This window comes from Pseudomonas putida (genome assembly GCF_009883635.2).
Classification (GTDB): Bacteria; Pseudomonadota; Gammaproteobacteria; order Pseudomonadales; family Pseudomonadaceae; genus Aquipseudomonas; species Aquipseudomonas putida_W.
Map to the genome: position 1 here is coordinate 4,809,673 of NZ_CP026115.2, position 26,153 is coordinate 4,835,825.

A 26,153-nucleotide genomic window follows, 5' to 3' on the forward strand; every position below is an offset into this window, starting at 1 on the left:
AGAATCGTCCTTTTCAGCAGAGGTCGACGCGGTGGAGTTGCAGCAGGGCTTTGTCCTCACCCGGCATTGGCATGACACGCCCGAGGGCACCTGCGTGGAATTCTGGCTGGCCACCGATGCCGGGCCACGGCTGTTGCGCCTGGCCCCCCAGGAATCGGTGGCCTTCATCCCGCAGGCCCAGACCGAGCACGCCCGGGTGTTGCTGGCCAAGGAGCAAGGCGTGCAACTCAAGCCGCTGCGCCTGAAGGACTTCGACCAGCGCCCCATGCTCGGCCTCTACACTCGCCAGCACCGCCAGCTGATGCAGCTGGAGCAACGTCTGCGCACGGCGGGTATCGACGTCTTCGAGGCCGATATTCGCCCGCCGGAGCGCTACCTGATGGAACGCTTCATCACTGCCCCGGTGCAGTTCACCGGCCAGCGCGACGAGCAGGGCGTGTACTGCGAGGCCCAGCTCAAACCCTTGCAGGGCTACCGCCCGACGTTGCGCCTGGCATCGCTGGACATCGAGACCAGTGAGCGCGGCGAGCTGTACAGCATCGCCCTGGAAGGCTGCGGCCAGCGCCAGGTGTACATGCTCGGGCCGGCCAATGGTGATGCCGATGGCGTCGATTTCGACCTGCGCTATTGCGCTGACCGCGCCGAGTTGCTGACCTGCCTCAACCAGTGGATGGCCGAGCATGACCCGGACGCAATCATCGGCTGGAACCTGATCCAGTTCGACCTGCGCCTGCTGCACGAGCACGCGAAGGCGCTGCAGGTGCCGCTGGCGCTGGGGCGCAACGGCGCGCCGATGACCCTGCGTAGCCATGCTGGCGGCGGCCACGTGTTCGCCGATGCGCCCGGGCGACTGCTGATAGACGGCATCGAGGCATTGCGCTCGGCGACCTGGAATTTCCCTTCGTTCAGCTTGGAAAACGTCGCCCAGACCTTGCTCGGCGAGGGCAAGGACAGTGACACGCCCTACCAGCGCATGGATGAGATCAACCGCCGCTTTGCCGAAGACAAACCGGCCCTGGCGCGTTACAACCTCAAGGACTGCGAACTGGTCACCCGCATCTTTGCCCATACCCGGTTGCTCGACTTCCTGCTGGAACGTTCGTCGGTCACCGGCCTGGCGGTAGACCGCAGTGGCGGCTCGGTGGCCGCATTTTGCCACCTGTATATCCCGCACATGCACCGCCTGGGCTTTGTTGCGCCCAGCCTCGGCAGCCGCCCGGATGAGGCCAGCCCCGGCGGCTTCGTCATGGATTCACGCCCAGGGCTGTACGACTCGGTGCTGGTGCTGGACTACAAGAGCCTGTACCCGTCGATCATCCGCACCTTCCTGATCGACCCGGTGGGCCTTGTGGAGGGCTTGCGCCTGCCCGATGACGAGCACTCGGTGGAAGGCTTTCGCGGTGGGCGGTTTTCGCGCAGCGAACATTGCCTGCCGGCCATCGTCGAGCGCGTATGGCAGGGTCGCGAAGCGGCCAAGCGTGAGGGCAACGCACCGTTGTCGCAAGCGCTGAAGATCATCATGAATGCCTTCTACGGCGTGCTTGGCTCCAGCGGCTGCCGCTTTTTCGACCCGCGCCTGGCCTCGTCGATCACCATGCGTGGCCATCAGATCATGCGCCAGACCCGCGCCCTGATCGAGGCGCAGGGTTATGAGGTGATCTACGGGGACACCGACTCCACTTTCGTCTGGCTCAAGGGCGCCCATGGCGAAGAGGCCGCAGCCCGGATTGGTCGTGACCTGGTGGCGCAGGTCAACGCGTGGTGGCGCGAGCACTTACAGGCGACCTTGAAGCTGGACAGCGCGCTGGAGCTGCAGTTCGAGGTGCACTACCGGCGTTTCCTGATGCCGACCATCCGCGGCACCGACGAGGGCAGCAAGAAGCGCTATGCCGGCCTTGTGCAGCGAGCCGATGGCCGCGAAGACGTGGTCTACAAGGGCCTGGAGTCGGTGCGCACCGACTGGTCACCACTGGCCCAGCGCTTTCAGCAGGAGTTGTATGGGCGGATCTTCCGCGGCCAGCCGTATCGCGATTACCTGCGCGAGTACGTGCGTCAGACCCTGGCGGGCGAACTCGATGAGCTGCTGGTGTACCGCAAGCGCCTGCGCCGGCCACTGGCCGATTACCAGCGCAATGTTCCGCCGCACGTGCGCGCCGCGCGCCTGGCGGATGACTACAACAGCCGCGTCGGGCGCCCCAGGCAGTATCAGCGCGGCGGCTGGATCAGCTACCTGATCACCACCGCTGGCCCTGAGCCGCTGGAGAACCTGCAGGCCCCTATCGACTACGAACACTACCTGAGCCGCCAGTTGCAACCGGTGGCCGATGCCATCCTGCCTTTTGTCGGTGATGACTTCGCTGCCTTGACCGATCGCCAGCTGCTGTTGTTCTGACCGCGTGGTAGCTATCTAGCCCTTGGCGCTCCAGGCCGGCGATTAGCGTCGCACCTCCAGATATTCGGAGATGCGCCATGCACGTCAGTGATAGCCAGCCACACATACGTACCGCCAACCTGGCGGCGGAGCAGGGGTTTCAGGATGGCTTGATTGCCGCTCGCCTGCCGGCCTGGATACGCAACCTGCACATCGTCAGCGACACGCCTGGCCAGCAACCGATACGTGAGTCTCTGACCGCAGAACAGCTCAGCTACGTGCTCGAAGCGCTCAAGACGAGTTACACCTGTCGTCAACGCCTGAGCCGCGACATTGGCCGTATTCAGGGTATCCGCCAATATTGTGGGCCATTGCTGCAGCGCGAATTGAGCAAAAGTCTGTATGCGTCGGTCGACAGTGAGGCGTTGTTCCTGCGCCACTTCTATTTCAGCGTTGCCCCCGAGCCTGAGCTCGCAACGGGGCGCCAGCCACAGCAGGAAAAGAACAGCTACGACATCCCATTGCTCGATGCGGCACTGGCCAACTTTACCGAGGATGAAGCCGGGCAGGGTGGACTGCCGCGCAGCGACTGCGTGGTGACGCGCGATGGCAGCACGTTCAAGCCAATGAGCGCTTCGGCGTTTGTCAGTGGCTGCCGCCAACTGGACCTGGGCCAGCGCTATCAGGAGCACCTGGACTCGATCCTGCTTGCCCCGGCCGTGGAAGGCCACAGTTTCATGGCTTCGCACAAGGCCTTGCAGGCTGCCTCGATGTTGCTCGAGGCCTGCAAGGCCAAGACTGAGGGCATATTGACGGCGGATGAGCTGGCACTGGTCATCGCAATCTGCCAGGGCGCGAGGCCAGGCACGCTGCAAGGCAAGCCGGTCATTGCCAGGCAACTGAGCGCTTATGGGTGCAAGATCGAACAGTTGGTGGTGTTCGACCAGACCACGACTTCGTTGGGAGTCAGCACCAGCCAGCGCGTGCTGGTGTACATCCCTGGTGACCCGGTCAGCCCCTGGAGCGCCGCCCGGGATCTGGATACGTTCATCCGGCGAATCCTGGGTAAACGCTTGGCAGATGAAGCCTATCAGCGCTTTTTCAGCCGGTTCATCCGTCGCCGCGATAGCGCAGCGTTCTTTGCCAAGGTTGCCAGTGAGCTGGTGGATGTCGCCAGTTGGGCGTCGCGGGACATGGACCAGCACATGGCGGACTACCCATTGCCATTGTTCGACCAACTGGCGCGGGGGTACATCGACCATATCAAGGATGACGCGGCGCTCATTGCGGTGCCCGTGCGGGCCATCGACGACCGTCAGCGCCAAGCCAGGCACGATAATCTGATCTCGGCAGCCTGGACCGTGGCCAGCCTGGCGGGTCTGTTCTTGCCTGGCATCGGCGTGATGCTTGGCGCGGTGATGGTCTGGGGCATGCTCAAGGATGTTTTTCATGCCGTCGAGGAATGGCGTGAGGGCGATACCCAGGCGGCGCTGGAACATCTGGTGAGGATTGCCGAAATCGTCGCCATGGTCGGTGTCACTTCAGCGATCGCGGGTGCAGTAACGCGGGAGTGGCACCTGGTTGACGGCTTGGCAACGGCGCGCCTCGAGGACGGCAGCGAGAAACTGTGGTACTTCGACTTGGCACCTTTTCGCAGCGCGCCACCGCCTCTGCAAGCTCTTGCCGATGCCAACGGGGTCTACCGCCTGAAAGGCCGTAGCTGGGTGACGATGGACGGCTATTTCTACGAAGTGGTGCAGCAAAGTGACGAGCAGTGGCAGATCGTGCCGAAGCAAGGGCATGGCCCGCAATTACGGCATAACGGTGCTGGCGCTTGGCGTGTCTGGTGCGAACAGCCAATCGAATGGGACGAGCCGCACCGCCTGTTTCGGCGCCTGGGTAATGAGTTCAGCCAGCTGGAGGGTGAGCAGATCGATCAGCTGCTGGTCATCCATGGCCTGGATGCCAGCCATTTGCGGGGGCTGCATATCTGTGGCCAGGCGCCGGAGGCATGCGTGGTCGATTCGGTAAGCCGCATCGCGCTGGTTGCACGGGTCCAGGCGCTGGTCAGGCAACTGCGCACGGGCGGCCAGGTGGTGGACGCCGTGTTGCTGGCCAGGGTACGTCGATGGCACGGGGCTGACTCGATGTCCGATGCCCGCCTGGCCGAGCTGGTTGAAAGCAGGCGGCGGTCATTGGTGGGGCAGCTCTACTATGAGCAGTATCCCCTGACGGCTGCTACCCAGGCACTGCAACGGGACTTTGTCAACCTGCATCGTCTCGGGGCCGAAGCGTTGCTGGATACCGTGGGCGAGGATGACTTGGGCCTGGCGGCCGCAGCGCTGGTCAGGCGCATTCGCTGCGTTCGGGTGCATGAGGCTTTGCTGTTCGATACGCCGCAGACCCTCGACCTTGCCCGTGTGGTGCTCAAGTTGCTTGAGGCCATGCCGGGGGCCGTTACGGGCCCGCAATGGCAACTGTTCGATGGCGACTTGGCGGTGCCCCTGTTGAGCGGCAGCGGGCGCGGAGGCACCCTGGGTCTTCGTTATCGGGCCGGAACGTTTGAACGCTCTGATGAGCAGGGACAGGCGCTCGGAGAGCCTGGCGAACTGTTTCAACAGTTGGCTGCCGGGTATGCCGATGGGCAACGCGATGCAGTGGGCATCGGTGAACCCTTTGCCTTGCAGCTGCGATCGCAGATGGCAAGCCAGGTCGCGCAGCGGCGGGAAGTGATCGCCGAGGTGCTCGGCATCGCACAACCAGGTGACACCTTCAATCCGCCACAGCGCCTGGCCAACGGCCGGATCGGCTATCCGTTGAGTGGTTGGCGGCAGCGTTTCCACCGCGGTCGGGGCGCGGTGAGAAACCTGGCTGCAGAACTGCGCGATCTCTATCCAGGCTTCGATGATGACGATGTCGAGCTGTGGCTGACCCATCTTCGCCAAGCGCAGCGTGATCCCGGAGTCGAGCTGGTGGAGCTGAAGCGTCAGCTCAACACCCTGCGCAAGTCCCTTGGCGTCTGGCGCCTCTCGACGCTCAAGGGCTGGCACTGGAAAGCACGCCGGGAGTTTGCGCAAGGGCTTATCGCGTGTTGGCGGTATCTGGTACCCCGGCAACTGGGGGCGGTGGAAGAGGGTACGGGGTACCTTCTGAGCACCTACCGCAGCAACCTGGACGAGTTGCCTGACATTCCACAGGGCGTGCGATTTCCCCATGTGTCGGATATGGCGCTGCGCTCGGTGCAGATAGCCCGTGTGCCTAAGAGTTTCCTGCACGCGTTTGATGCGCTTGAGTCCTTGAGCATGACCAACTGCCGCCTGACTCGCTTGCCGCTGACGCCGGCGATGGCGCAGCGCCTGCGCATCCTGGACTTGTCTGGTAACCAGATGAGCCTGAATGACGTTGACGTCGACCTGCTCGCGAGCTGCCAGCAGCTGATCTACCTGAATCTTTCGCACAACCCGCTGCAGCGGGTAATTTCCATCGCCCGCATGCCCAGCCTGAATGCATTGATGCTGCGCAATTGCCAACTGACTGCCTTCCCCGTTGGCGTGATGGAGGCCGGGAGCCTGCACACGCTTGATGTAGGCGATAACGCGATCCGTTCGTTGCCCTTCGGCTTCTATCGGTCTGCGCTGTGGCGCTCCGGTCGGGTCAGGTTATCCGATAACCCATTGCAGGGCGTGCAGGACGCCTGGAGTGAAATGCTCGATAGCCAGGTACCCGTGAAGCAGCGCTGGCTCGACCGGGTGGCGGATGATCAACGTGATCACCTGGCCAATCTGTGGGGCAAGATGCATGGCAATCACGCCTCTCGGCACTTCTTTACTTTACTGGAGCGTCTGACCACTTCGGCGGATTTCCAGAGCGAGTTTCTGTCTCGTTACCTGGCACTGCGCGTGCTGCGCATGCTCGACTACATGCACGAACGGCCCGTGCTGCAAACCGAACTGTATGAAAATGCACTGACGGAACACTGCCAGGACAACGCCACGCTGCGTTTCAGCGACCTTGAAGTGCGTGTGCGGGTATGGAAAGCCCGCAAGCGAGAATTGCCGGGGGATCAGCAGCGGGCATTGCTGACCTTGGGTGGGCAGTGCTGGCGCCTGGACATGCTCGATGAATTGGCAGGGCTGCATGCCATTCGGGTAGGCAGGCCGGAGGAGTCGCTCGAGTTTGCCCTGTCTTATCGTCTGGAGCTGGCTGACAACCTCGACCTGCCCATCGAGCACGACGAGATGCTCAACCCCGGCGTGGCCAACCTGTCGCGCGGGGACCTGCGCGCTGCCGCACACTTTGTCAGGAGTGCCCAGTCCCGGGAGGCGTTGGTGGATTATCTGGCGACGACACGCTTTTGGCGCGAATACCTGGCGCACAAGTACCCCCGGCGCTTGCAGGTGCCGCAAGCCTTGCACGATGAACGTGAGGCAATGGAGGCGCGCAATGCCACAACGGATGAATTCAATGCTCTGCAAGACCGTGTGCAGCAGCGGGAACTCAACCTGTACAGGCAACTCACCCGGGAAGCACTGGACCAACACTTGATGGCTGTCATGATTGCGCCAGTTGCACCCTGGCATCAGGGGCCCGCGTAGTGAGTCAGGGCAGCGGTTGACCGCTTTGCGCCAGGCACTGAAGCCCTGGCCTGGTGTCCATCAACCTGTCCGGCAATCCGCCGGGGCGGCCGTTCTCGTCGAGCGATTTGCCGCGCCTACGGGCATTGGAGTTGACGCTGAATGCGCTGGATGTGCGCCGCGAACGAGAGGTGTTTGACCTGTGCTGAGTACGCGGGGCGCTCGATGGACTATGCTCAGGTTCGAGGCTTGGCACTTTCTCGGGTGCCCTCTACCCAGGGGGAGACATGCGAAGTTACCTTTGTGTGAGCGATGTGGCTGATCAGTTGGTTTAGTCTCGAACGTCGGATCTTTCTCCATGATCTGTAGTCTTTGGTTTATCGAGAGAATAAGGAGATGTGCATGCTCGTCCGGTCACTGACCCTCGCCACCTTGCTCGCTGTTGCCGGCCCGCTGCTTGCGGCCGACAGTGACGCGCCGCTGGCCAAGGAACTGGGCAAGGCCAGGCCATTGGTGGTCATCGCTCCAAGCAGCGCCGACCCCACCCTGCGAGGGTTGAACGAGGCCCTCAAGGACCCCGCTACCCAGAAGGGATTCAAGGAGCGCAACCTGGTGCTGTTCAGCGTCGCCCAGATGATGGGCAAGCGCGATGACAAGAACCTCGAGCAGCAGACTACGATGGCCTTGATTCGCGAACTCAAGCTGGGCGCCAGCAAGGGCACCAAGGTGATCCTGGTGGGCCTGGACGGAGAGCGTCATGTGCTCATGGATGATGAGTCAGGCGCCAAGATCGACCCGCAGGTGATCTTCAAGGCGGTCGACGAGCTGCCCGCGACTGAAAAGGCAGCGACGGCGCCAGAGCCCGTAGCGGCTGCTGTACCCGAACCCAAGGCCAAGGACAGCAAATCCGCGAAACCCGCGAAACCGGCCAAACCTGCTGCCCCTCCAAAGCCGTTGGATGATTGAGCGGCGCCAACCCTTGGGTATGATTGCTGGGTCCTACATGAGTAGCCGAATCCGGCGATATCGGCCAGGCCTTCAGCACAGTTGAATAGCTCCACTTCCTGACCAGAGTGGAGCTTCACCATGACTCATACCCATAACAAACTCGGACTGCTCGGCGCTGCGTTCATCGGCAGCATGGCCATTGGCAGCCAGGCGTTCGCTGTCGAACCGCTTGCCCAAGGCTACCTGCTGGCTGCGGCCAAGGCCCAAGGTGAGGGCAAGTGCGGCGAAGGCAAGTGCGGTGGCAGCGGCAAGGCCGTCCAGGGTGAAGGCAAATGCGGCGAAGGCAAGTGTGGCGGCAGTGACAAGGCCGGCCAGAGCGAAGGCAAGTGCGGTGGCAGTGGCAGCCACGGCAATAGCCAGTCCTGATTCAAATCCCTGAGAAATGTGGCAACGCCCCGTCTGCTGGTCAGACGGGGCGTTGTGCTTGCTATGGAGATGCAAAGATGAACATCACGCCCATGTACGCCGGCCTTGGCCTGCGTCGCAGTCTGATGCCTGACTTGCTCAAACTGGACCCATGCGCAGTGGACTTTCTGGAATGCGCCCCGGAAAACTGGATCGGTGTCGGTGGTGCTTTCGGCCGGGATCTGGCGCAGCTGGCCGAGCGCTTTCCCCTGGCCTGTCATGGTTTGTCGCTGTCGCTGGGCGGCAGCTTGCCACTGGATCGTGAGTTGCTCGAGCAGATCCGGCAGTTCCTTGACCACCATCAGGTACGTCATTACAGCGAGCACCTGAGTTACTGCAGTGATGAGGGGCATCTCTACGACCTGCTGCCATTGCCCTTTACCGAAACGGCAGTGCGGCACGTCAGTGCGCGTATTCGCCAGGTGCAGGATTTGCTGCAGCGGCGCATCGCGATCGAGAACATCAGCTATTACGCCGCTCCCTACCAGGCGATGAGCGAGCTGGAGTTCATCCGGGCGGTGCTCGATGAGGCAGACTGCGAGCTGCTGCTGGACGTCAACAATGTCTACGTCAATGCCAGCAACCATGGCTACGACGCGTTGGCATTTCTGCAGGGGCTTCCCGTGAAGCGGGTTACCAGCATGCATCTGGCGGGGCACCATGACGAGGCGCCCGATCTCAAGGTCGACACGCATGGTGCAGCGGTAAAGCCACAGGTCTGGTCGCTGTTCGCCAGCGCTTGCGAGCGTTTCGGCATCCAGCCGACGGTGCTCGAACGCGATTTCAACTACCCGACCATGGGTGAGCTGCTGGCAGAAGTTGCGCACATTCGGACCGTGCAGCAGGAGGCGGTGCATGCACGATGTATTGCGTGAACAGCAATTCTGTCTGGCTCGTCACCTGCGAGACCCTGAACGCCATGCGCCACCGGAGGGTCTCGAAGAACGACGCCTGAGGCTGTACAGGGAATTGTTCTACGGAGGCATCGAGGCCCTGTTGGCGGGAAACTTCCCAGTGCTGCGCAAGACGCTGGGCGATCAGCTCTGGCATGCGCGGGTGCATAATTTCTATGCCAGTTACCGCTGCCGCTCGCCGTTGTTTACCAGGATCGCGGAGGCCTTCGTCGACTATCTGCAGGGTATCGAGGCTGATACTCCCTGGCAGCGGGAGTTGGCCCACTACGAGCTGATCGAGTCGCAGTTGTACCTGAGCGATGCCCAGGACCCTGACCATGATTCGCAAGGTGATCTGCTGCAAGGTGAACCGGTATTGTCGAGCACGGCAAGAGCGCTGGCCTACCGCTGGCCGGTGGATCGCATTGGTCCGGCGTTCCAGCCGCTTGAGGCGCCTGCCTCGCCCACACTGCTGCTGGTCTACCGCGATGCTGCATTGCAGGTGCAATTTGCCCGGCTCTCGCCCATGGCCTACTGCTTGCTGACGCAGGTGCAGGGCAATGGGCGGGAGCGGTTGCAAGCGTTGGCTGCTGATCAGCAAGAGGGCCTGGCATTGCTCGAAAACCTGCGTGAACTGGGTGTCGTCATCGGTACGCGATGACGGCTGAAGGGGCTGCCAGGCAGCCCCCTGATCCTTACCCCAATACACGGTTCCTGATCCAGTGGTCGAGGCTCAAGCGCCCCGAGCCTTTGAGCAGCAGCGGCAGCAGGGTGACCAGATAGATAAGCGGGAGCTTGAAGTTGCCGAAGCCCTGGTCAGTGATGGCATAACCCTGCGCCAGTTCTGCCAGGCTCGACCAGTGGCTTGGCCAGTGCACGGCCGCAATCGCCACCACGGTCACCACCATCAGCCCGGCCGAGGCCAGCCGTGTGCCCAGGCCAAGCAACAGCAGCAGGGGGAGCAGCAGCTCTGCCCACATCGACAACTGCCAATTGAGCTCCGCGGGCAGCACATTGAACGGGAACGGAAAGTTCGACTGGAGATCGCCGAACCAGTTGCTGCCATTGAATTTCTCCCAGCCGGACTCGAAAAATTCCCAGGCCAGGAACAGCCGCAACGGCAGGTCGGCACTCCAGCTGCCAAAGCGATCAAAGGTGGTGAAGGTACGGGTCAGTGTGGTCATGGGGATCATCTCGTTCAGGAAAGGGCAGAGGCCGTACGGCGTTGCTGTTGGGCCAGCTTGGCGGTGAGCTTGAAGGCGATGGCGCTGAAGATCAGGGCGAAGGCAAGCGGGTACCAGCCGCCCATGGGGATGCGTTTGTAGAACGACAGGCAGAACACCCCGGCCAGCACCCACATGCCACTACTGTGCAGGGCTTTCCAGGCGCGGCCGCCGAGCAGGCGCATCGGTGCCTTGAACGAGGTCAGGGTGAGTAGCAGCAGGAACAGGTAGCCGATGCTTCCCGGCAGGCTCGAGGTGAGCGTCCGCCCGGCCCAGAACAGCTCCGGGAATTGCTGGGCGTAGCGGTAGATCAGCAGCCCATGCACGGTGTGCGAGAAAGCGAAGGCCAGGCCCAGGTAGCGCCGCTCGCGGAGAACGCGACGGCTGCTGCTGCCGGGCAGGAACGTGACCAGTGACGAGGCCAGGAAGGCCAGCAGGAACAATGCGAAAGAACTGCGTGCGGTGGCGCGGATGGCGCTGCGCAGGCCATCCGCACCGGGCGGGTAGCTGAGCAGTACTGCGGCGGTCATGACCAAGGTCAGGCCAGCAAGGGCGGCGAACAGCTTCCAGCCAGAGGGCAGGGTGAGCGGCTTCATGGATGAGGTCTCCCGGAGTGTCGTTGTGTGACCGGGAGTGTGTGGGGGATGGGTATCTGCAGTGTGTCGGTAAAAGCAGCTATATGTATCTGACTGTAGCCCTCAGGGCTGTAGGGTGGCCCGAGGGGCCACCGTTCAGCACGTTACAGCTCGATCTGGGCGCACAATCCGCCGCTTTTGCGGTTGCTCAAGGTCAGCCTGCCGCCCATGGCCTGGGTCAGTTGCTGGGCAATGGCCAGCCCCAGGCCGGTGCCTCCGGTGCTGCGATTGCGCGAACTCTCTACCCGGTAGAACGGCTTGAGGACCTCGTCCAGTTCTTCGGCGGGTATCCCCGGGCCTTCATCGAGGACGCGAATCAATGTCTTGCCCTGTTCGCGGCTGACCTCAAGTTGAGCTTTGCCTGCAAACTTCAGGGCGTTATCCACCAGGTTCACCAGCACTCGGCGCAATGCGTGCGGGCGGGTTTCCAACAGGCTGCCGGTATTGCCGTGGCGCTCCACCTGGGCGCCGCTGTCCTGATAGTCGAACACCACGCTGTCGAGGAAGGCGTCGAGGTTGATCCGGCACGGCGCCTCGGTGTTGATGTCCATGCTGCGGGCGTAGGCCACGCCTTCGCGGACCAGATGCTCCATGGCGTCCAGGTCATGCCAGAGCTTGTCTTTCTCGACGCCATCGTCCATGACCTCGACCCGCAGTTTCATGCGTGTGATCGGTGTTTGCAGGTCGTGGGAAATGGCAGCCAGCAATTGCATGCGTTCTTTCAGGTAGGCAGCGATGCGTGCCTGCAGGGCATTGAATGCCACGGCGGCGTACTTGACCTCGCGCGGGCCGCTTTCGTCCAGCAGCACACCGGGCTTGTCCGGGTCGAGGTCGTCCACGGCCTGGGCCAGGCGGGTCAGAGGCCCGATGGCCAGGCGCACGGCGAGCCAGGTGCAGAACAGCAGCACAGCCAGCTGGATCAGCAACACCAGCGGCAGCCAGCGTGCCACCGGTACCGGGGACGGTGTGACATCGATGGTCAGCGGGGCGCCGTCAGCCAGGCGCAGGTGGGCCTGGAAGTGCGCGTTCGGGCCGGGGATTTCCTGGAAGGTCAGGCGGTACTGGTTGCCAATGGCCTTGACGATCGATTCGGCGGCCATGGGTGGGTCGTTGCTTGGCATGGCTGATCCCGGCAGGCCTTCGTCGAGCCGGTAACGGTAGGTGCGCCGTTCCAGCCGCGGCAGCCAGGCGGGGCGTTCGGCAGCAGGCAGGCGATCGAGGATAGCCACCGAAGTGGAAACGTCCAGCTCCAGGTTGCTGAGCATCATCGAGCGGCTGCTGATGTAGCGCTCGTAAGCCTGCAGGCTGAACGACAGCCCATAGGCCAGCACCAGCCCAGTGAAGAAGATCAGCGCCAGGCGCGAGGCAAGGGTACGCGGCCATTTCATAAGGGTGACTCAAGCAATTGCACGGCCAGCGAGAACACATAGCCCTCACTGCGCACGGTCTTGATGCAGCTGGGTTCGCGGGCATCGTCGCCCAGGCGTTGGCGCAGGCGACTGACCAGCAGGTCAATGGAGCGGTCGAAGATGTCTGCCTCGCGACCCTGGGTCAGGTTCAGCAGCTGCTCGCGGCTTAGCACACGCTGCGGATGGTCGAGGAACACCCGCAGCAGGCGGTATTCCGCACCGCTCAGCGCCACCAGGGTGCCTTCATTGTCGAGCAGGTGTCGGGCAGTGGTGTCCAGGCGCCACTGCCCGAAGGCGAGCAGGCGGCTGCTTTCGCTGATGGTCAGGTTCGGTGGCAGCATGCGCGTGCGGCGCAGCACGGCATTGATGCGAGCCAGCAGTTCGCGGGCGGAGAACGGCTTGGTCAGGTAGTCATCGGCGCCCATTTCCAGGCCGATGATGCGGTCGGTCTCGTCGTTGCGCGCCGTCAACATCAATACCGGCGTGTTGCGGTGCTTGCCGGCACGCAGTTCGCGGCAAAGCAACAGGCCGTCGTCACCGGGCATCATGATGTCGAGGACGATCAGGTCGACGCTGTTGGCTTCGAGGAAGGCGCGCATCTGCCGGCCGTCGGCAACGATGCTGGTGCGCAGGCCGTTCTTTTTCAGGTAGTTGCCCACCAGTTCGCGGATCTCACGGTCGTCGTCGACGATCAGGATGTGATCGACATGTTCCATTCGCGGCGTTCCTGTTCAAGGGAGAGTGGGCGCAGTGTACCGAGCACATGATGGCTTGCCTGCGGGGGTTTGTATTGCAGTGTATCTGGCCTGGGTAGAGATACAGGAGGAAGCAGATCACAGCATGCGGCGACACATGCGAGATACCTGGCGGACGTGAAATGGCTCTCGACCGGGGAGCACAGATCCCCACCCCTGAAAGTGATGCCAAGGAGAGATGCCATGAACTTCAAGACTATCGCCAGCGCCAGCCTGTTCGCCGTGCTCAGCCTCGGTGCCGTTGCCGCCAATGCCAGCTCCACCTCGATGAACGACGCCAGCGTCATGCAGTACCGCTATGGCGACCATCTGGATGTGAAGAAAGTCCTGTCGGTGAAAGATGACCAGAGCAATGCCTGCGGCCCGGTCAAGACGCGCATGGACTACCTTGACTCCAAAGGCCAGCGTGAGAGCGTCGAATACCGTACCTACGCCACGAGCGGTTGCCATGACAACTGATCGCCGGCTGCTGTTGAAAGTGGGGGGCGTGGCCTTGGCGCTGGTTGGTCTTGGCCTCGCGGGTGGGCAACTGATGGCTCGCGATAACTACGGCGCCATGCCGTCACTGGCTGGCGCCAGCCAATGGCTCAATTCACCGCCATTGGACGCCCCGGCGCTCAAGGGCAAGGTGGTGCTGGTGGACTTCTGGACCTGGGACTGCATCAACTGCCAGCGCAGCCTGCCGCACGTCAACGATTGGGCGCGGCGCTATGCCGACCAGGGTTTGGTGGTGGTCGGGGTGCATACCCCGGAGTACGACTACGAGCACGATGTGGGGCAATTGAAGAGCAAGGTGGCCAGCCTGGGTATCGCGTATCCGGTGGCGGTGGATAACGATTATCAGGTGTGGAATGCCTGGGGTAACCAGTTCTGGCCGGCGCATTACTTTGTCGATCGGCAAGGGCAAGTGCGGCATGTGCACTTTGGTGAAGGTGATTATGCCGGGCAGGAGAAAGTCATACAGGCGCTGCTGGATGAAAAAGGGTAAACCTGTGCTGGCCTCTTCGCGGGCTTGCCCGCGAAGAAGGCGGTGCGGTCTGTCAGGAGAAGCTGGAAAAGTGCGCCTGCATCCGCTCGGCATCCGCCTGTTTGCCACTGAACAGCTCGAACGCCTTCACTGCCTGGAACACCGCCATGTTGCTGCCATCCAGCGTGCGGCAACCCAGCGCCCGTGCCGCTTTCAGCAGTTCGGTCTCCAACGGGAAATAAATGATTTCAGCCACCCACAAGCGCGGGTGCAACAGCGCCACGGGCAGGGGTGTGCCGGGCAACTTGGCCATGCCCACCGGCGTGGTATTGACCAGGCCATCGGCCTTGGCCACCTCGACCGCCAGGTCCGTTCCCAGCACCGCCCGGCCTGCGCCGAAATGGCCATTGAGGTTGTCGACCAGCGCCTGGGCGCGCGCCGCATCCACCTCGAACAGCACCAGTTGCTCGACGCCTTCGCTCAGCAATGCATGGGCCACCGCCGAGCCAGCGCCGCCAGCGCCCATCTGCACCACACGCCGACGCGACACATCCGGCAGGCCACGGCGCAGGCCTTCGGCGAAGCCAAGGCAGTCGGTGTTGTGGCCGACCCGCTTGCCATCCTTGAGCACCACGGTGTTCACCGCGCCAATGCCGCGCGCCTCGTCTGACAGCTCATCGAGCAGTGGCAGGATTGCCTGCTTGAACGGGTAGGTGATGTTGAGCCCGGTAAAACCGGTGTGCTGGGCGGCATCGAGCAGCTGCGCCAGGGCGCTGTCCTCAAGCTGGAGCTGGTCGGCATCGATCAGGCGATAGAGGTAGCGCAGGTGCTGGGCGTCACCTTCATGCTCGTGCAGGGCAGGGGTACGCGACAGCTGGATGCCACGCCCGATCAGGCCGGCAAGGATGGCGGGCTGGCTCATGCGCGCGGCTCCTGGAACAGCTCGGCAAAGTGGCTCAGGGCCATGCGGTAGCCGTGGCTGCCCAGGCCGCAGATCACGCCAACGGCAATCGACGAGACGAACGACAGGTGTCGGAACGGCTCGCGCTTGTGCACGTTGGACAGGTGGACTTCGATGACCGGCAGTTCGCTGGCGACCAGGGCGTCACGGATGGCTACGGAGGTGTGGGTCCAGGCGCCGGGGTTGATCACGATACCGGCGCAGCGACCGCGGGCGGCGTGGATCCAGTCGATCAGTTCACCTTCGTGGTTGGTCTGGCGGAATTCGATTTCCAGGCCGTGGGCATGGGCCGTGGCGGCGCAACCCTGGGCCAGGTCGGCGAGGGTTTCGTGGCCATACTGGGTGGGCTCACGGGTCCCCAGCATGTTCAGGTTGGGGCCGTTGAGCACGAGAATAAGGGGCTTCATGGCGAGCATCGCTTTGTTGTTGTTGAATACCTCTATGTTTGTACCGGGTGGTTAATTTCGTCAATTGGATCAGGTGTCGCAGCCAGGCAAAGTGGGCGATTATCGGACTTGTTCAGGCAGCTCGCAGGATTACGGAATTGTAATGTTCGCGCCACCGCCTCGATAACCAGCCCTCCTTACAGTCCCTCGCCAATGCTTGCCGACGAGGACTTCCTAAGTGCCCACCCCCCGCAAGATCGCCTTGCTCAGCCTGTTGCTGGCCGCCACTGCCAGCGCCCAGGCCGGGCCAGGCATGAGCCTGCCCGAGGCGCTGAGCGCCGCCTTCGCCAACAACCCTGAACTGGCCGCTGCCGGTCGCGAAATCGGTATCGCCGAGGGCGAGCGGCGCCAGGCCGCGTTGATCCCCAACCCTGAACTGGCCTGGGAAATGGAGGACACCCGCCGCGATACCAGCACCAGTACCGTCACCCTCAGCCAGCCACTGGAGCTGGGCGGCAAGCGCGGTGCGCGCATCGCGGTGGCCGGTGCCGGCCAGGCCATTGCCCAACTGGGCCTCGAACGCCAGCGCAATGGCCTGCGCGCCGAGGTGGTCCAGGCGTATCACGCCGCTCTGCGCGCGCAGACTGCCGTGGAACTGGCGCAGCAGTCGCAGGCGCTGACCGAGCGTGGTCTGCGGGTGGTACAGGGCCGGGTCACGGCCGGCCAGTCGTCACCGGTGGAAGCCACCCGCGCCCAAGTGCAACTGGCCCAGGCCCAGGCCGAGGTGCGCCGCGCCGAAACCCAGCGCACGGTGGCCTACCAGGCCTTGGCGCGTTTGACCGGCAGCCCGCTTGCGACCTTCGACACGCTGTCGGCGGCCAGCCTGTCACCTGGCGTTGCACCTTCAGCCGATGCCTTGCTCGGCCAGGTCGAGCGCACCGCCGAGTGGCGCCTGGCAGCCGCTCAGGTAGAGCGCGGCGAAGCGTCGCTGGGCTCGGAAAAGGCCCTGCGCATTCCCAATCTCACTGTCAGCGTCGGCAGCCAGTACAGCCGCGAGGACCGCGAGCGGGTCAACGTGGTCGGGCTGTCGATACCCTTGCCGTTGTTCGACCGTAACCAGGGCAACGTGCTGGCCGCCGCACGCCGCGCCGACCAGGCCCGTGACCTGCGCAACGCGGTCGAACTGCGCCTGCGCAGCGAAACCCGCAGCGCCGTCGATCAGTGGCGCACGGCGATGCAGGAGGTGCAGGCCTACGACCGCACCATCCTGCCGTCGGCGCAGCAGGCCGTGGACACCGCCACCCGCGGCTTCGAGATGGGCAAGTTCGCCTTCCTCGACGTGCTCGATGCCCAGCGCACCTTGATCGACGCGCGCGGGCTGTACCTGGAGGCCTTGGCCGCGGCAACCGATGCCCGGGCACAGGTCGAGCGGATCTACGGCGACCTTGATGGTTTGAGCAAAAATTCGAGCAGCAGGAGCAACAATGACTAACCCCCGCAAACTTGCCCTTCTGGCCGCTGCCATTGCGGTTCTCGGCATGGGTGTCCTGGCCTGGACCGGCAACCTTGGCCAGGCCGGCAAAGGCCAAGCCAGTACAACAGAGTCCCGCCACGACGATCATGGCGAGGACAGCCACGGCCATGCTGAGGAAGCTGGAGAAGAACATCAGGAAAAGGAAGGCGCACTGCACCTGTCGATCGCCCAGATTGAATCGGCCGGTATCCAGCTGGCCGCCGCCGCCCCCCGCGAACTGGGCACCGCCATCAGCTTCCCCGGCGAGATCCGTTTCGATGAAGACCGCACGGCCCACGTGGTGCCACGGGTGCCAGGGGTGGTCGAGGCGGTGCAGGCCGAGCTTGGCCAGTCGGTCAAGCGCGGCCAGGTGCTGGCGGTGATCGCCAGCCAGCAGATCTCCGACCTGCGCAGCGAACAGCAGGCCGCCCAGCGCCGCCTCGAACTGGCGCGCCTGACCTTCCAGCGCGAGCAGCAACTGTGGCAGGAGCGCATCAGCGCCGAGCAGGACTACCTGCAGGCGCGCCAGGCCCTGCAAGAGGCCGAGATCGCGTTGGCCAATGCCCGGCAGAAGGTGGCTGCGGTCGGCCCGGCCGGTGCCGGTAACCGCTACGAACTGCGCGCCCCCTTCGATGCCGTGGTGGTGGAAAAGCACCTGACCGTGGGCGAAGTGGTCGACGAGACCAGCAATGCCTTCACCCTGTCCGACTTGAGCCGGGTCTGGGCCACTTTCGCCGTCGCACCCCGCGACCTGGCCCGGGTTACCAGCGGGCGCAGCGTGACCGTCAGCGCACCGGACCTCGGCGCCGAAGTCGAGGGCAAGGTCAACTACGTCGGCAGCTTGCTGGGCGAGCAGAACCGCGCCGCCACCGTGCGCGCCACCCTGGCCAACCCCAACGGTGCCTGGCGCCCCGGGCTGTTCGTCAACATCGCGGTCAATGTCGAGCGCTTCAACGCTGCCGTGGTCGTGCCCGAGAGCGCGTTGCAGAGCTGGGAGGAGCAGACCGTGGTGTTCGCCCGCACCGACGAAGGTTTCGAGGCCCGCCCGGTGAAAACTGGCCGTCGCGACGCTGGCCAGGTGGAGATCACCGCAGGCCTGGCGGCCGGCACCCAGGTGGCTGCCGCCGGCAGCTTTGTCCTCAAGTCCGAGCTCGGCAAGGCTTCTGCCGAGCACAGCCATTGATCGCGGGGACGCTTGCATGTTCGAACGCCTGATCCAATTCGCCATCGAGCAGCGCCTGGTGGTGATGCTCGCCGTGGTGCTGATGGCTGCCGTGGGCATCCACAGCTACCAGAAACTGCCGATCGATGCGGTGCCTGATATCACCAACGTTCAGGTGCAGATCAACACCGCTGCGCCGGGCTATACGCCGCTGGAGACCGAGCAGCGCATCACCTTCGCCATCGAGACCGCCATGGCTGGCCTGCCGGGCCTTAAACAGACCCGCTCGCTGTCGCGCTCGGGGCTGTCGCAGGTGACGGTGATCTTCGACGATGGCACCGATATCTTCTTTGCCCGGCAACTGGTCAACGAGCGCCTGCAGGTAGCTCGCGAGCAATTGCCCGAAGGCATCGAGGCCAGCATGGGCCCGATCTCCACGGGGTTGGGGGAAATCTTCCTGTGGACCGTGGAGGCCAAGCAGGGCGCGCTCAAGGACGACGGCACCCCCTACACGCCAACCGACCTGCGGGTGATTCAGGACTGGATCATCAAGCCGCAGTTGCGCAATGTGCCCGGCGTCGCCGAGGTCAACAGCATCGGCGGCCACGCCAAGCAGTATCTGATCGCCCCCGAGCCCAAGCGGCTGGCGGCCTACAAGCTCACCCTCAACGACCTGATCGCGGCGCTGGAACGCAACAATGCCAACGTCGGCGCTGGCTACATCGAGCGCAACGGCGAACAGTTGCTGATCCGTGCGCCGGGGCAGGTCGCCACGGCCGAGGATATCGCCAACATCGTCATCTCCAGCGTCGACGGCACGCCGATCCGCGTCAGCAACGTCGCGCAGGTCGGCCTGGGCGAAGAGCTGCGCTCCGGCGCGGCCACCGAGAACGGCCGCGAAGTGGTGTTGGGCACGGTATTCATGCTGATTGGCGAGAACAGCCGCACGGTGTCCCAGGCGGTGGCGGCCAAGCTCGCCGAGATCAACCGCAATCTGCCCGAGGGCGTGGTCGCAGTGACGGTTTACGACCGTACCCACCTGGTGGAAAAGGCCATTGCCACGGTGAAGAAGAACCTGGTCGAAGGCGCGATCCTGGTGATTGCCGTGCTGTTTCTGTTTCTCGGCAACATCCGCGCTGCGCTGATCACGGCCATGGTCATCCCGCTGTCGATGCTGTTCACCTTCACCGGCATGTTCAGCAACAAGGTCAGTGCCAACCTGATGAGCCTCGGCGCCCTGGACTTCGGCATCATCGTCGATGGTGCGGTGGTGATCGTCGAAAACGCCATCCGCCGCCTGGCCCATGCCCAGCAGCGCCATGGCCGCATGCTGACCCGTGCCGAACGCTTCCACGAGGTGTTCGCCGCTGCCCGCGAGGCGCGTCGGCCGCTGATCTACGGGCAACTGATCATCATGGTGGTGTACCTGCCGATCTTTGCCCTGACTGGGGTCGAGGGCAAGATGTTCCACCCGATGGCCTTCACCGTGGTGATGGCACTGCTGGGTGCCATGATCCTGTCGGTGACTTTCGTGCCGGCGGCCATCGCGCTGTTCGTCACCGGCAAGGTCAAGGAGGAAGAGGGTGTGGTCATGCGCACCGCTCGCCAGCGTTATGCGCCGGTGCTCGACTGGGTGCTGGGGCGGCGCAAGCTGGCGTTCGCCGCCGCTGCGGGGCTGGTGCTGCTGTCCGGGGTGGTGGCCAGCCGCATGGGCAGCGAGTTCATCCCCAGCCTCAGCGAAGGCGATTTCGCCTTGCAGGCACTGCGCGTGCCAGGCACCAGCCTGTCGCAGTCGGTGGACATGCAACAGCGCCTGGAGCAGGCGATCGTCGCCCAGGTGCCGGAAGTGGAGCGGGTGTTCGCCCGCACCGGCACCGCCGAGATCGCCTCCGACCCCATGCCGCCGAACATCTCCGATGCCTACGTGATGCTGCGCCCGCGCGAGCAGTGGGGCGACCCTGGCAAGCCGCGCGAGGAACTGATTGCCGAGGTCCAGCGCGCTGCAGCCAGCGTGCCGGGTAGCAACCACGAGCTGTCGCAGCCTATCCAGTTGCGTTTCAACGAGCTGATTTCAGGTGTGCGCAGCGATGTCGCGGTGAAAGTGTTCGGTGATGACATGGACGTGCTCAACCGCACCGCCGCGCAGATCGCCAGCAGCTTGCAACAGGTGCCCGGCGCCTCGGAAGTGAAGGTCGAACAGACCACCGGCCTGCCGGTGCTGACCATCGACATCGACCGCGACAAGGCCGCACGTCATGGCCTGAATGTGGGTGACGTGCAGGACGCCATTGCCATTGCCGTTGGCGGGCGCACGGCGGGCACGCTGTATGAGGGCGATCGCCGCTTCGACATGGTGGTGCGCCTGCCCGAAACCCTGCGTACCGATGTCGATGGCCTGGGCAGCCTGCTGATTCCGGTACCCGCCAGCGCAGCGGCCGGCGCGGCACAGATCGGCTTCATCCCGCTGTCGCAGGTGGCCACGTTGAACCTGCAACTGGGGCCGAACCAGGTCAGCCGCGAGGATGGCAAACGCGTGGTGGTGGTCAGCGCCAACGTGCGTGGGCGTGATCTTGGCTCGTTCGTCGAGCAGGCCGAGCAGGTCTTGCGCGAGCAGGTACAGATCCCGGCGGGTTACTGGACCCGCTGGGGCGGGCAGTTCGAGCAGTTGCAGTCGGCGGCCGAGCGGCTGCGGGTGGTGGTGCCGGTTTCGCTGTTGTTGGTGATGGCGTTGCTGCTGATGATGTTCAACAACCTCAAGGACGGCCTGCTGGTGTTCACCGGCATTCCGTTTGCCTTGACCGGCGGGGTGCTGGCGCTGTGGTTACGGGATATCCCGCTGTCGATTTCCGCAGGGGTGGGCTTCATTGCCTTGTCAGGTGTGGCGGTGCTCAATGGCCTGGTGATGATTGCCTTTATCCGCAGCCTGCGAGAGGAAGGGCGCGGTTTGCGTGCGGCGGTCGAGGAGGGGGCTTTGACGCGCTTGCGGCCGGTGTTGATGACCGCGTTGGTGGCGTCGTTGGGGTTCATTCCGATGGCCTTGGCGACAGGGACCGGGGCCGAGGTGCAGCGGCCGCTGGCGACGGTGGTGATTGGCGGGATCCTGTCGTCTACGGCGCTGACCTTGCTGGTGTTGCCGGCCTTGTATCAATGGGCATACAGGCGCGAAGAGGATTGACATCGCCGGGGCCGCTTCGCGGCCCTTTCGCCGGCAAGCGCGGCTCCTACAGGTACAGCATCTGCCTCAAGCATGGCGCTGTACCTGTGGGAGCCGCGCTTGCCGGCGATGGGCTGCAAAGCAGCCCCAGGGGTCTCAGCTCGAAGCGCGGACTGCCGGGCTCACATCAACCCCAGCTTCATCATGCAACGATATCCGCGATGTCTCCGGCAACGCCAACCCGCCCACAAGCGCCACCAGCGCAATCACTACCAGGTAGAACGCCGGCGCCAGGCTGCTGCCGGTCTGCCCGATCAACCAGGTCGCTACCAGCGGCGCAGTACCGCCAAACAAGGTGTAGGCCACGTTGTAGGTGATCGCCGAAGCGGTATAGCGGGTACGGGTCGGGAAGCTTTCCGACAGCAACGCCGCCGTCACCACGCCACTGCACAGAGCTCCCACCGCCAGCAGGATCACCCCCAGCAGCGCCCCCGACATCGACCCGGAGCTGGCCAGCCAGTAAGCGGGGAACACGCAAACCATCACCCACAGGCAGGTGAAGCCAATGGTCTTGCGCCGCCCGACCCGGTCCGAAAAGGCTCCGGCCAGCGGGCAGCCAACGGCCGCGAACAGCAACGCCACGGTGGTCACCAGCAACGACTGCGCCCGGGTCAGGTTGCCGACCAGTTGCAGGTAGGTGGCGAAGTAAGTGGTGAACATGTAGAACGACAGCGCTGTCAGCGAGATGAACATGCCCAGGTTGCGAATCGCCCGGCCGTGGTGGCGCAGGGTCTCCTTGAGCGGCGAATGTTCATGCTCCTTGCCTTGGGCGACGGCCTCGCGAAATGCCGGGGTTTCCTCCATGCGCCAGCGCAGGTACAAGCCCACCAGCCCCAGCGGCGCGGCCACCAGGAACGGAATGCGCCAGCCCCAGGCCGCCATGGCCTCGGCCGACAGGCTGGCCTCCAGGCCATAGGCGATCACCGCCGCACAGGCAAAGGCGGAGAAGGTCGAGACCGGCACGAAGCTGCCATAGAACGCACGCTTGTTCCGTGGCGCATGTTCCATCAAGTAGGCGCAGGCGCCGGCGTATTCACCACCGGCGGAGAAGCCCTGCAGGCAGCGCGCCAGGGTCAGCAGCACCGGAGCGGCAAGGCCGATGCTGGCATAGGTCGGCAGCAGGCCGATCAAGGTGGTGGAGCCGGCCATCAGCAGGATGGTCAGCGACAGGATGCGCTTGCGCCCCAGGCGGTCGCCGAGTGCGCCGAACACGATGCCGCCGAGCGGGCGCAAGGCGAAGGCCACGGCAAACACGGCGAAGGTCTTGAGCAGGGCGACGCTGGCATCTTCGCTGGCGAAGAATTGGCTGGCGATCAGCGTGGCGAGGAAGCCATAGACGGCGAAGTCGAACCATTCGACGAAGTTGCCGATGGCCGAGGCGGCGATGACCCTGCGCAGAGTGGCGGGGGATACCTCATGCGATGCAGACATACGGAAGCTCTCCGGTTTCCATAGGCAGCCTGGATGAATGTGGCGCGCTCAGGCGCGCCATCGTTGTTATCAGGGCCAGTAGACCGAGGAGCGCGGTGGGGCGCTTCGTTCAGGGCGACATCGGGATATCTGTTTCGACCGCAGGCGGTTATTGCCGGCCGACTCGCCACGGCGCGTACTCCAGCTCGCTGTAGCCCTTGGCCACGCCGTGCATGTCTGCCGAAAAGCCCGGCAGGCGGCTCAGGTCCATGGCCAGGCAACGGCTGTTGAGCTGCGCCTGCAACTTGCCGTCGAGGCGAAAATCGTTGGGCCGCAGCGGGTGCGGGTAGATCTGCACCAGGCAGTCTTCGACCTTGCCTTGCGCGTTGGCCTGATAGTACACCGAGACCCTGCCGATGCTGTTCACCGGCTGGTCGCGCAGCAGGTGCTGCCAAAAGTACTCGCGTTGCGCGTTGGCCTGGCGCCGCGGCGTACCGGGTGCCTGTGTGGCCGCCGGCAGCAGCACGAACATCGGTGCGCGTACCTCCACGGTACCATCGACTTCACGTAGCCCATCGGGTACCACAGGGTAGATGGTCTTCCAGCACTGCGCCTCGACCAGGCTGGCCAGTGACTTGAAGTCCGAGCGCTTCACGTCGGCGGGTAGTTGCATCTCGTACTTGAGCGGGGCCTTGCTGGCCTTGCAACTGGTAGGTGCAGAATACCGGTCGAGGAAGACCGTCAGCATAACCACACCGACCTGCTTGTCGGTGTCTGCTGTGGCGATGCCGAGTTTCAAGGCCTGCTGCATGTCGCTTACAAAGGTTTGACGGACCTGTGGATCCACTGCAGGAGCGACACGGCTTTGGCAGCCAGTCAACAGGAACATGGCTACAGCCAAAAGAGCGAGAGAAGGCGATTTCAACAAAGGGGCGTCCTTGAGTTGCCTGAGCCGGTGCTTCATGTGCCGGCGTGGATGAGGTTGCACATTATCACTGATGCCGGACTAGGACTTGAGACGCAAGTGAGGTAGGAAATTTCTTAAAGTCTATGCCGGCTCGATAGCCGGCATAGACTTGAGCGTCAGAAGCGCATGTCCACCGCCACCTCGAACGTGCGCGGTGCCCCCATGTAGTACTGCAGCCCATAGGCCTGCTTGGCATACACCTCGTCGGTCAGGTTGCGCACCCGCCCGGTGATCGTGGTGTGTTCATCCAGCCGATAGCGGGCAAAGGTGCCGAACAAGGTATAGGCAGGCGCCTTGAGGGTGTTGGCGTTGTCGGCGTACACCGAACCTACATAGCGCGCATCCACCCCCGCCGCCCAGGCCGAGGTGAAGCTGTAGGTCAGCCACAGGTTGGCGACATTGGCCGGCACGTTGACCGGGGCATTGCCCTTGCGCGATACCGACACGCCGTTGACCGCTTCGTTGAATTCATCGTACTGCGCGTCGACATAGGCGTAGTTGCCCTCGGCCAGCAGCTTTGGCGTGACCTGCAGCCGCCCGGACAACTCGACCCCGCGGGAGGTCTGCTGCCCGGCCTGAACGGTCAGGTTGGGGTTGCTCGAATCGCGCACGGCAAAGTCCTTGCGCACGATCTGGTACAAGGCCACGGTCGCCGCGCCTCGCCCTTCGAGGAAGTCGAACTTGCTGCCCACTTCCCATTGCTCGCCCTTGGACAGGTCGAAGGTGCCGACGTTGGCGTAGGTGGCCGCTGCCAGCGAACCGGCTGGCAGGTCGGCGGCGGTGCTGTACTGGGCATAGAGGCTGGCCGACGGCGTCAGTTCGTAGGTCAGGCCGACGCGACCGGACAGCGGTTCCCAGCGCCGCTCGAAGAACGCTGGCGAGGTCGGTGTCACCGCGCCGTAGTTGGTCACCTCCATGTCCAGGTAGTCGTAACGCAGGGCCGTGAGCAAGGCCAGGCGCTCGGTCAGTTGCAGGCGGTTTTCGGCGAACACGGCGCGGTTGCTGGTGACATGCCGGCGCTGCTTGGTCAGCCCGGCGTTCACCCCGGGGATGTCGTAGAAACTGCCCGGGTCGAAGTGGTCCGGGTCGACCACATCGGTCCAGCTCCCGGACGTCGGGTACACGGTCTGGCGCATGTGCGAGTAGTCCAGGCCCAGCGACCACTGGCTGGCCAGACCGAACAGCTGGTTGTCGTGGCGCAGTTCGATGCGGTCGCCCAGCACGCTTTGCTCATGGCGCTGCAGGTAAGGGCTGCCACGCTGCACATTGCCGTCGCCGGTGTAGCTGTAGCGCTCGACGTTACGGTAGTCGCGCTGGGCGCTGTAGTGGTACAGGGTGTTGTGCACGCTGGTGCTGTCGTTGACCTGGTAATCGAGCATCGAGCGCAGCCAGCGCACCCGCTGCTCGTAGCGGCCATCGGCGACGTTGTAGTTCTCGAAGCGGCGGCTGTTGTCGATCTTCATGGTGCTGCGCCCCGGCAGGATCGGCGCGCCCCAATAGGGGCTGTCTTCGCGGTCCTCCTGGTATTCCAGCGCCAGGGTGTGGGTCAGGTCGGGCGTCAGGTCGCTGAGTAGGGAAAACGCCAGGCTGTCGGTCTTGCGCTGGTTACGGTCGATGTAGCCATTGCTGCCGGTGTGGCTGAAATCCAGGCGCATGAAATGGCGGGCATCGGCCGAGTTGCTGGCCAGTGCCTGGTTGATCCCGAAGGCCACTTCCGAGTCGTCGTAGCTGCCGTAGCGTACGCGCCCATCGATGATCTGCTGGTCGCGGCTGGCGGTCTTGGTGATGTAGTTGATCGAGCCACCCACGGCGCCTGCGCCATGCAGGAAGGACGATGGCCCGCCGAGCAGCTCGACGCGGTCCAGCACCCAGGCGTCCACCGGCCGGGTGGCGCTGCTGTAGCCGAGGTTGATGCCGTTGTAGAGCTGGGTCACCTGGTTCTGGGTGAAGCCGCGGTAGCTGACGAAACCGCCATAGCCGGGGTTGGCCGATGCGTTCACGCCGGTCATGGCGTTGATCACATCCTGGCTGTCCTTGGCGCCGCGTTCTTCGATGATGCGGCGGTCCGATACGCTGACCGACGCGGGGGTTTCCCGCGCGGTGAGGCCAAGGCGCGAGCCGGTGCTGATGGGCACGTCCAGTTGCACACCGGAGGGTGCATCGCGCTCGCCATCGATGGTGGTGGCGTTGAGTTCGACGGCGGCATCGTCCGCCCAGGCAAAGGTGCAGGTGCCCATGAGGAGCACCAGGGAGGTATTGCGGAGCATGTTGTTATGTCTTCCACGCAAAGGTCATGGCTG

20 protein-coding genes and 1 pseudogene are annotated in these 26,153 nt (G+C 63.9%); 12 read left to right on the plus strand and 9 right to left on the minus strand.

What is annotated here, in order from left to right; genetic code table 11:
• The first annotated feature begins 31 nt into the window (after positions 1 to 31).
• The 7 genes and pseudogenes from C2H86_RS22025 (at position 32) to C2H86_RS22050 (ending at position 9,912) form a co-directional block, all read left to right on the plus strand.
• Entirely contained in the window at positions 32 to 2,392 is a 2,361-nt protein-coding gene (locus tag C2H86_RS22025) for a DNA polymerase II (protein ID WP_159409809.1), read from the plus strand.
• Positions 2,393 to 2,469: 77 nt separating this feature from the next.
• Entirely contained in the window at positions 2,470 to 6,966 is a 4,497-nt protein-coding gene (locus C2H86_RS22030; protein ID WP_159409810.1) for an NEL-type E3 ubiquitin ligase domain-containing protein, read from the plus strand.
• 53 nt (positions 6,967 to 7,019) lie between these two features.
• On the plus strand, positions 7,020 to 7,154 hold the full coding sequence (locus tag C2H86_RS28565) for a hypothetical protein (RefSeq protein ID WP_275898210.1): 135 nt from the start codon (positions 7,020 to 7,022) through the stop codon (positions 7,152 to 7,154).
• Positions 7,155 to 7,347: 193 nt separating this feature from the next.
• A complete protein-coding gene (locus C2H86_RS22035) occupies positions 7,348 to 7,911 on the plus strand; it encodes a DUF4174 domain-containing protein (RefSeq protein WP_159409811.1) in 564 nt (187 codons plus the stop codon).
• 120 nt (positions 7,912 to 8,031) lie between these two features.
• Positions 8,032 to 8,286: pseudogene (locus C2H86_RS22040) on the plus strand (HvfA family oxazolone/thioamide-modified RiPP metallophore); the annotation flags it as partial.
• 110 nt (positions 8,287 to 8,396) lie between these two features.
• On the plus strand, positions 8,397 to 9,233 hold the full coding sequence (locus C2H86_RS22045) for an HvfB family MNIO-type RiPP peptide maturase (RefSeq protein ID WP_159409812.1): 837 nt from the start codon (positions 8,397 to 8,399) through the stop codon (positions 9,231 to 9,233).
• The gene (locus tag C2H86_RS22050) at positions 9,214 to 9,912 is read left to right on the plus strand and encodes an HvfC family RiPP maturation protein (RefSeq protein WP_159409813.1); all 699 of its coding nucleotides are present in this window, start codon (positions 9,214 to 9,216) and stop codon (positions 9,910 to 9,912) included. Before C2H86_RS22045 ends, C2H86_RS22050 begins: the two co-directional genes overlap by 20 nt.
• Before the next feature lie 34 nt (positions 9,913 to 9,946).
• Here the strand turns inward: C2H86_RS22050 and C2H86_RS22055 are convergent, their stop codons facing one another.
• From C2H86_RS22055 to C2H86_RS22070, 4 genes are all read right to left on the minus strand, one after another.
• Positions 9,947 to 10,435 (minus strand): HvfX family Cu-binding RiPP maturation protein, encoded by a 489-nt coding sequence (locus C2H86_RS22055; protein WP_159409814.1) that lies wholly within the window; start codon positions 10,433 to 10,435, stop codon positions 9,947 to 9,949.
• 14 nt (positions 10,436 to 10,449) lie between these two features.
• Positions 10,450 to 11,070, minus strand: a complete 621-nt coding sequence (locus C2H86_RS22060; RefSeq protein ID WP_159409815.1) for a ferric reductase-like transmembrane domain-containing protein — start codon at positions 11,068 to 11,070, stop codon at positions 10,450 to 10,452.
• Between the two features lie 143 nt (positions 11,071 to 11,213).
• Positions 11,214 to 12,497: a sensor histidine kinase gene (locus tag C2H86_RS22065; RefSeq protein ID WP_159409816.1), complete on the minus strand. Its 1,284-nt coding sequence runs from the start codon at positions 12,495 to 12,497 to the stop codon at positions 11,214 to 11,216.
• Positions 12,494 to 13,234, minus strand: coding sequence for a response regulator (locus C2H86_RS22070; protein WP_159409817.1), 741 nt, complete (start codon positions 13,232 to 13,234; stop codon positions 12,494 to 12,496). Before C2H86_RS22070 ends, C2H86_RS22065 begins: the two co-directional genes overlap by 4 nt.
• Positions 13,235 to 13,456: 222 nt before the next feature.
• Between C2H86_RS22070 and C2H86_RS22075 the strand changes: the two genes are divergently transcribed.
• The gene (locus C2H86_RS22075) at positions 13,457 to 13,732 is read left to right on the plus strand and encodes a DUF2790 domain-containing protein (protein ID WP_159409818.1); all 276 of its coding nucleotides are present in this window, start codon (positions 13,457 to 13,459) and stop codon (positions 13,730 to 13,732) included.
• Positions 13,722 to 14,261, plus strand: coding sequence for a thioredoxin family protein (locus tag C2H86_RS22080; RefSeq protein WP_110632152.1), 540 nt, complete (start codon positions 13,722 to 13,724; stop codon positions 14,259 to 14,261). Before C2H86_RS22075 ends, C2H86_RS22080 begins: the two co-directional genes overlap by 11 nt.
• 52 nt (positions 14,262 to 14,313) lie before the next feature.
• On the opposite strand, the gene C2H86_RS22085 is transcribed toward C2H86_RS22080, so the two are convergent.
• Positions 14,314 to 15,162 (minus strand): shikimate dehydrogenase, encoded by an 849-nt coding sequence (locus C2H86_RS22085; RefSeq protein ID WP_159409819.1) that lies wholly within the window; start codon positions 15,160 to 15,162, stop codon positions 14,314 to 14,316.
• Positions 15,159 to 15,608, minus strand: a complete 450-nt coding sequence (gene aroQ, locus C2H86_RS22090; RefSeq protein ID WP_159409820.1) for a type II 3-dehydroquinate dehydratase — start codon at positions 15,606 to 15,608, stop codon at positions 15,159 to 15,161. The genes C2H86_RS22085 and aroQ overlap by 4 nt, the downstream gene beginning before the upstream one ends.
• 217 nt (positions 15,609 to 15,825) lie before the next feature.
• Between aroQ and C2H86_RS22095 the strand changes: the two genes are divergently transcribed.
• The 3 genes from C2H86_RS22095 to C2H86_RS22105 are packed head-to-tail and all read left to right on the plus strand — an operon-like array spanning position 15,826 to position 21,437.
• Entirely contained in the window at positions 15,826 to 17,079 is a 1,254-nt protein-coding gene (locus tag C2H86_RS22095; RefSeq protein WP_159409821.1) for a TolC family protein, read from the plus strand.
• The gene (locus C2H86_RS22100; protein ID WP_159409822.1) at positions 17,072 to 18,283 is read left to right on the plus strand and encodes an efflux RND transporter periplasmic adaptor subunit; all 1,212 of its coding nucleotides are present in this window, start codon (positions 17,072 to 17,074) and stop codon (positions 18,281 to 18,283) included. Before C2H86_RS22095 ends, C2H86_RS22100 begins: the two co-directional genes overlap by 8 nt.
• 16 nt (positions 18,284 to 18,299) lie before the next feature.
• The gene (locus C2H86_RS22105) at positions 18,300 to 21,437 is read left to right on the plus strand and encodes an efflux RND transporter permease subunit (protein ID WP_159409823.1); all 3,138 of its coding nucleotides are present in this window, start codon (positions 18,300 to 18,302) and stop codon (positions 21,435 to 21,437) included.
• 135 nt (positions 21,438 to 21,572) lie between these two features.
• On the opposite strand, the gene C2H86_RS22110 is transcribed toward C2H86_RS22105, so the two are convergent.
• From C2H86_RS22110 to C2H86_RS22120, 3 genes are all read right to left on the minus strand, one after another.
• Positions 21,573 to 22,907 (minus strand): MFS transporter, encoded by a 1,335-nt coding sequence (locus C2H86_RS22110; protein ID WP_159409824.1) that lies wholly within the window; start codon positions 22,905 to 22,907, stop codon positions 21,573 to 21,575.
• A gap of 148 nt (positions 22,908 to 23,055) precedes the next feature.
• Positions 23,056 to 23,697, minus strand: coding sequence for a hypothetical protein (locus tag C2H86_RS22115; protein ID WP_240349628.1), 642 nt, complete (start codon positions 23,695 to 23,697; stop codon positions 23,056 to 23,058).
• 272 nt (positions 23,698 to 23,969) lie between these two features.
• Positions 23,970 to 26,120 (minus strand): TonB-dependent receptor, encoded by a 2,151-nt coding sequence (locus tag C2H86_RS22120; protein ID WP_159409826.1) that lies wholly within the window; start codon positions 26,118 to 26,120, stop codon positions 23,970 to 23,972.
• Positions 26,121 to 26,153 lie beyond the last annotated feature (33 nt).

Coding starts and splice junctions, on each gene's coding strand:
- C2H86_RS22050 (WP_159409813.1), top strand. CDS start 9,214: ATGCACGATGTATTGCGTGAACAGCAATTCTGTCTGGCTCGTCACCTG.
- C2H86_RS22120 (WP_159409826.1), bottom strand. CDS start 26,120: ATGCTCCGCAATACCTCCCTGGTGCTCCTCATGGGCACCTGCACCTTT.
- C2H86_RS22060 (WP_159409815.1), bottom strand. CDS start 11,070: ATGAAGCCGCTCACCCTGCCCTCTGGCTGGAAGCTGTTCGCCGCCCTT.
- C2H86_RS22035 (WP_159409811.1), top strand. CDS start 7,348: ATGCTCGTCCGGTCACTGACCCTCGCCACCTTGCTCGCTGTTGCCGGC.
- C2H86_RS22080 (WP_110632152.1), top strand. CDS start 13,722: ATGACAACTGATCGCCGGCTGCTGTTGAAAGTGGGGGGCGTGGCCTTG.
- C2H86_RS22105 (WP_159409823.1), top strand. CDS start 18,300: ATGTTCGAACGCCTGATCCAATTCGCCATCGAGCAGCGCCTGGTGGTG.
- C2H86_RS22075 (WP_159409818.1), top strand. CDS start 13,457: ATGAACTTCAAGACTATCGCCAGCGCCAGCCTGTTCGCCGTGCTCAGC.
- C2H86_RS22070 (WP_159409817.1), bottom strand. CDS start 13,234: ATGGAACATGTCGATCACATCCTGATCGTCGACGACGACCGTGAGATC.
- C2H86_RS22085 (WP_159409819.1), bottom strand. CDS start 15,162: ATGAGCCAGCCCGCCATCCTTGCCGGCCTGATCGGGCGTGGCATCCAG.
- C2H86_RS22055 (WP_159409814.1), bottom strand. CDS start 10,435: ATGACCACACTGACCCGTACCTTCACCACCTTTGATCGCTTTGGCAGC.
- C2H86_RS22115 (WP_240349628.1), bottom strand. CDS start 23,697: ATGCAGCAGGCCTTGAAACTCGGCATCGCCACAGCAGACACCGACAAG.
- C2H86_RS22045 (WP_159409812.1), top strand. CDS start 8,397: ATGAACATCACGCCCATGTACGCCGGCCTTGGCCTGCGTCGCAGTCTG.
- C2H86_RS22100 (WP_159409822.1), top strand. CDS start 17,072: ATGACTAACCCCCGCAAACTTGCCCTTCTGGCCGCTGCCATTGCGGTT.
- C2H86_RS22030 (WP_159409810.1), top strand. CDS start 2,470: ATGCACGTCAGTGATAGCCAGCCACACATACGTACCGCCAACCTGGCG.
- C2H86_RS22065 (WP_159409816.1), bottom strand. CDS start 12,497: ATGAAATGGCCGCGTACCCTTGCCTCGCGCCTGGCGCTGATCTTCTTC.
- aroQ (WP_159409820.1), bottom strand. CDS start 15,608: ATGAAGCCCCTTATTCTCGTGCTCAACGGCCCCAACCTGAACATGCTG.
- C2H86_RS22110 (WP_159409824.1), bottom strand. CDS start 22,907: ATGTCTGCATCGCATGAGGTATCCCCCGCCACTCTGCGCAGGGTCATC.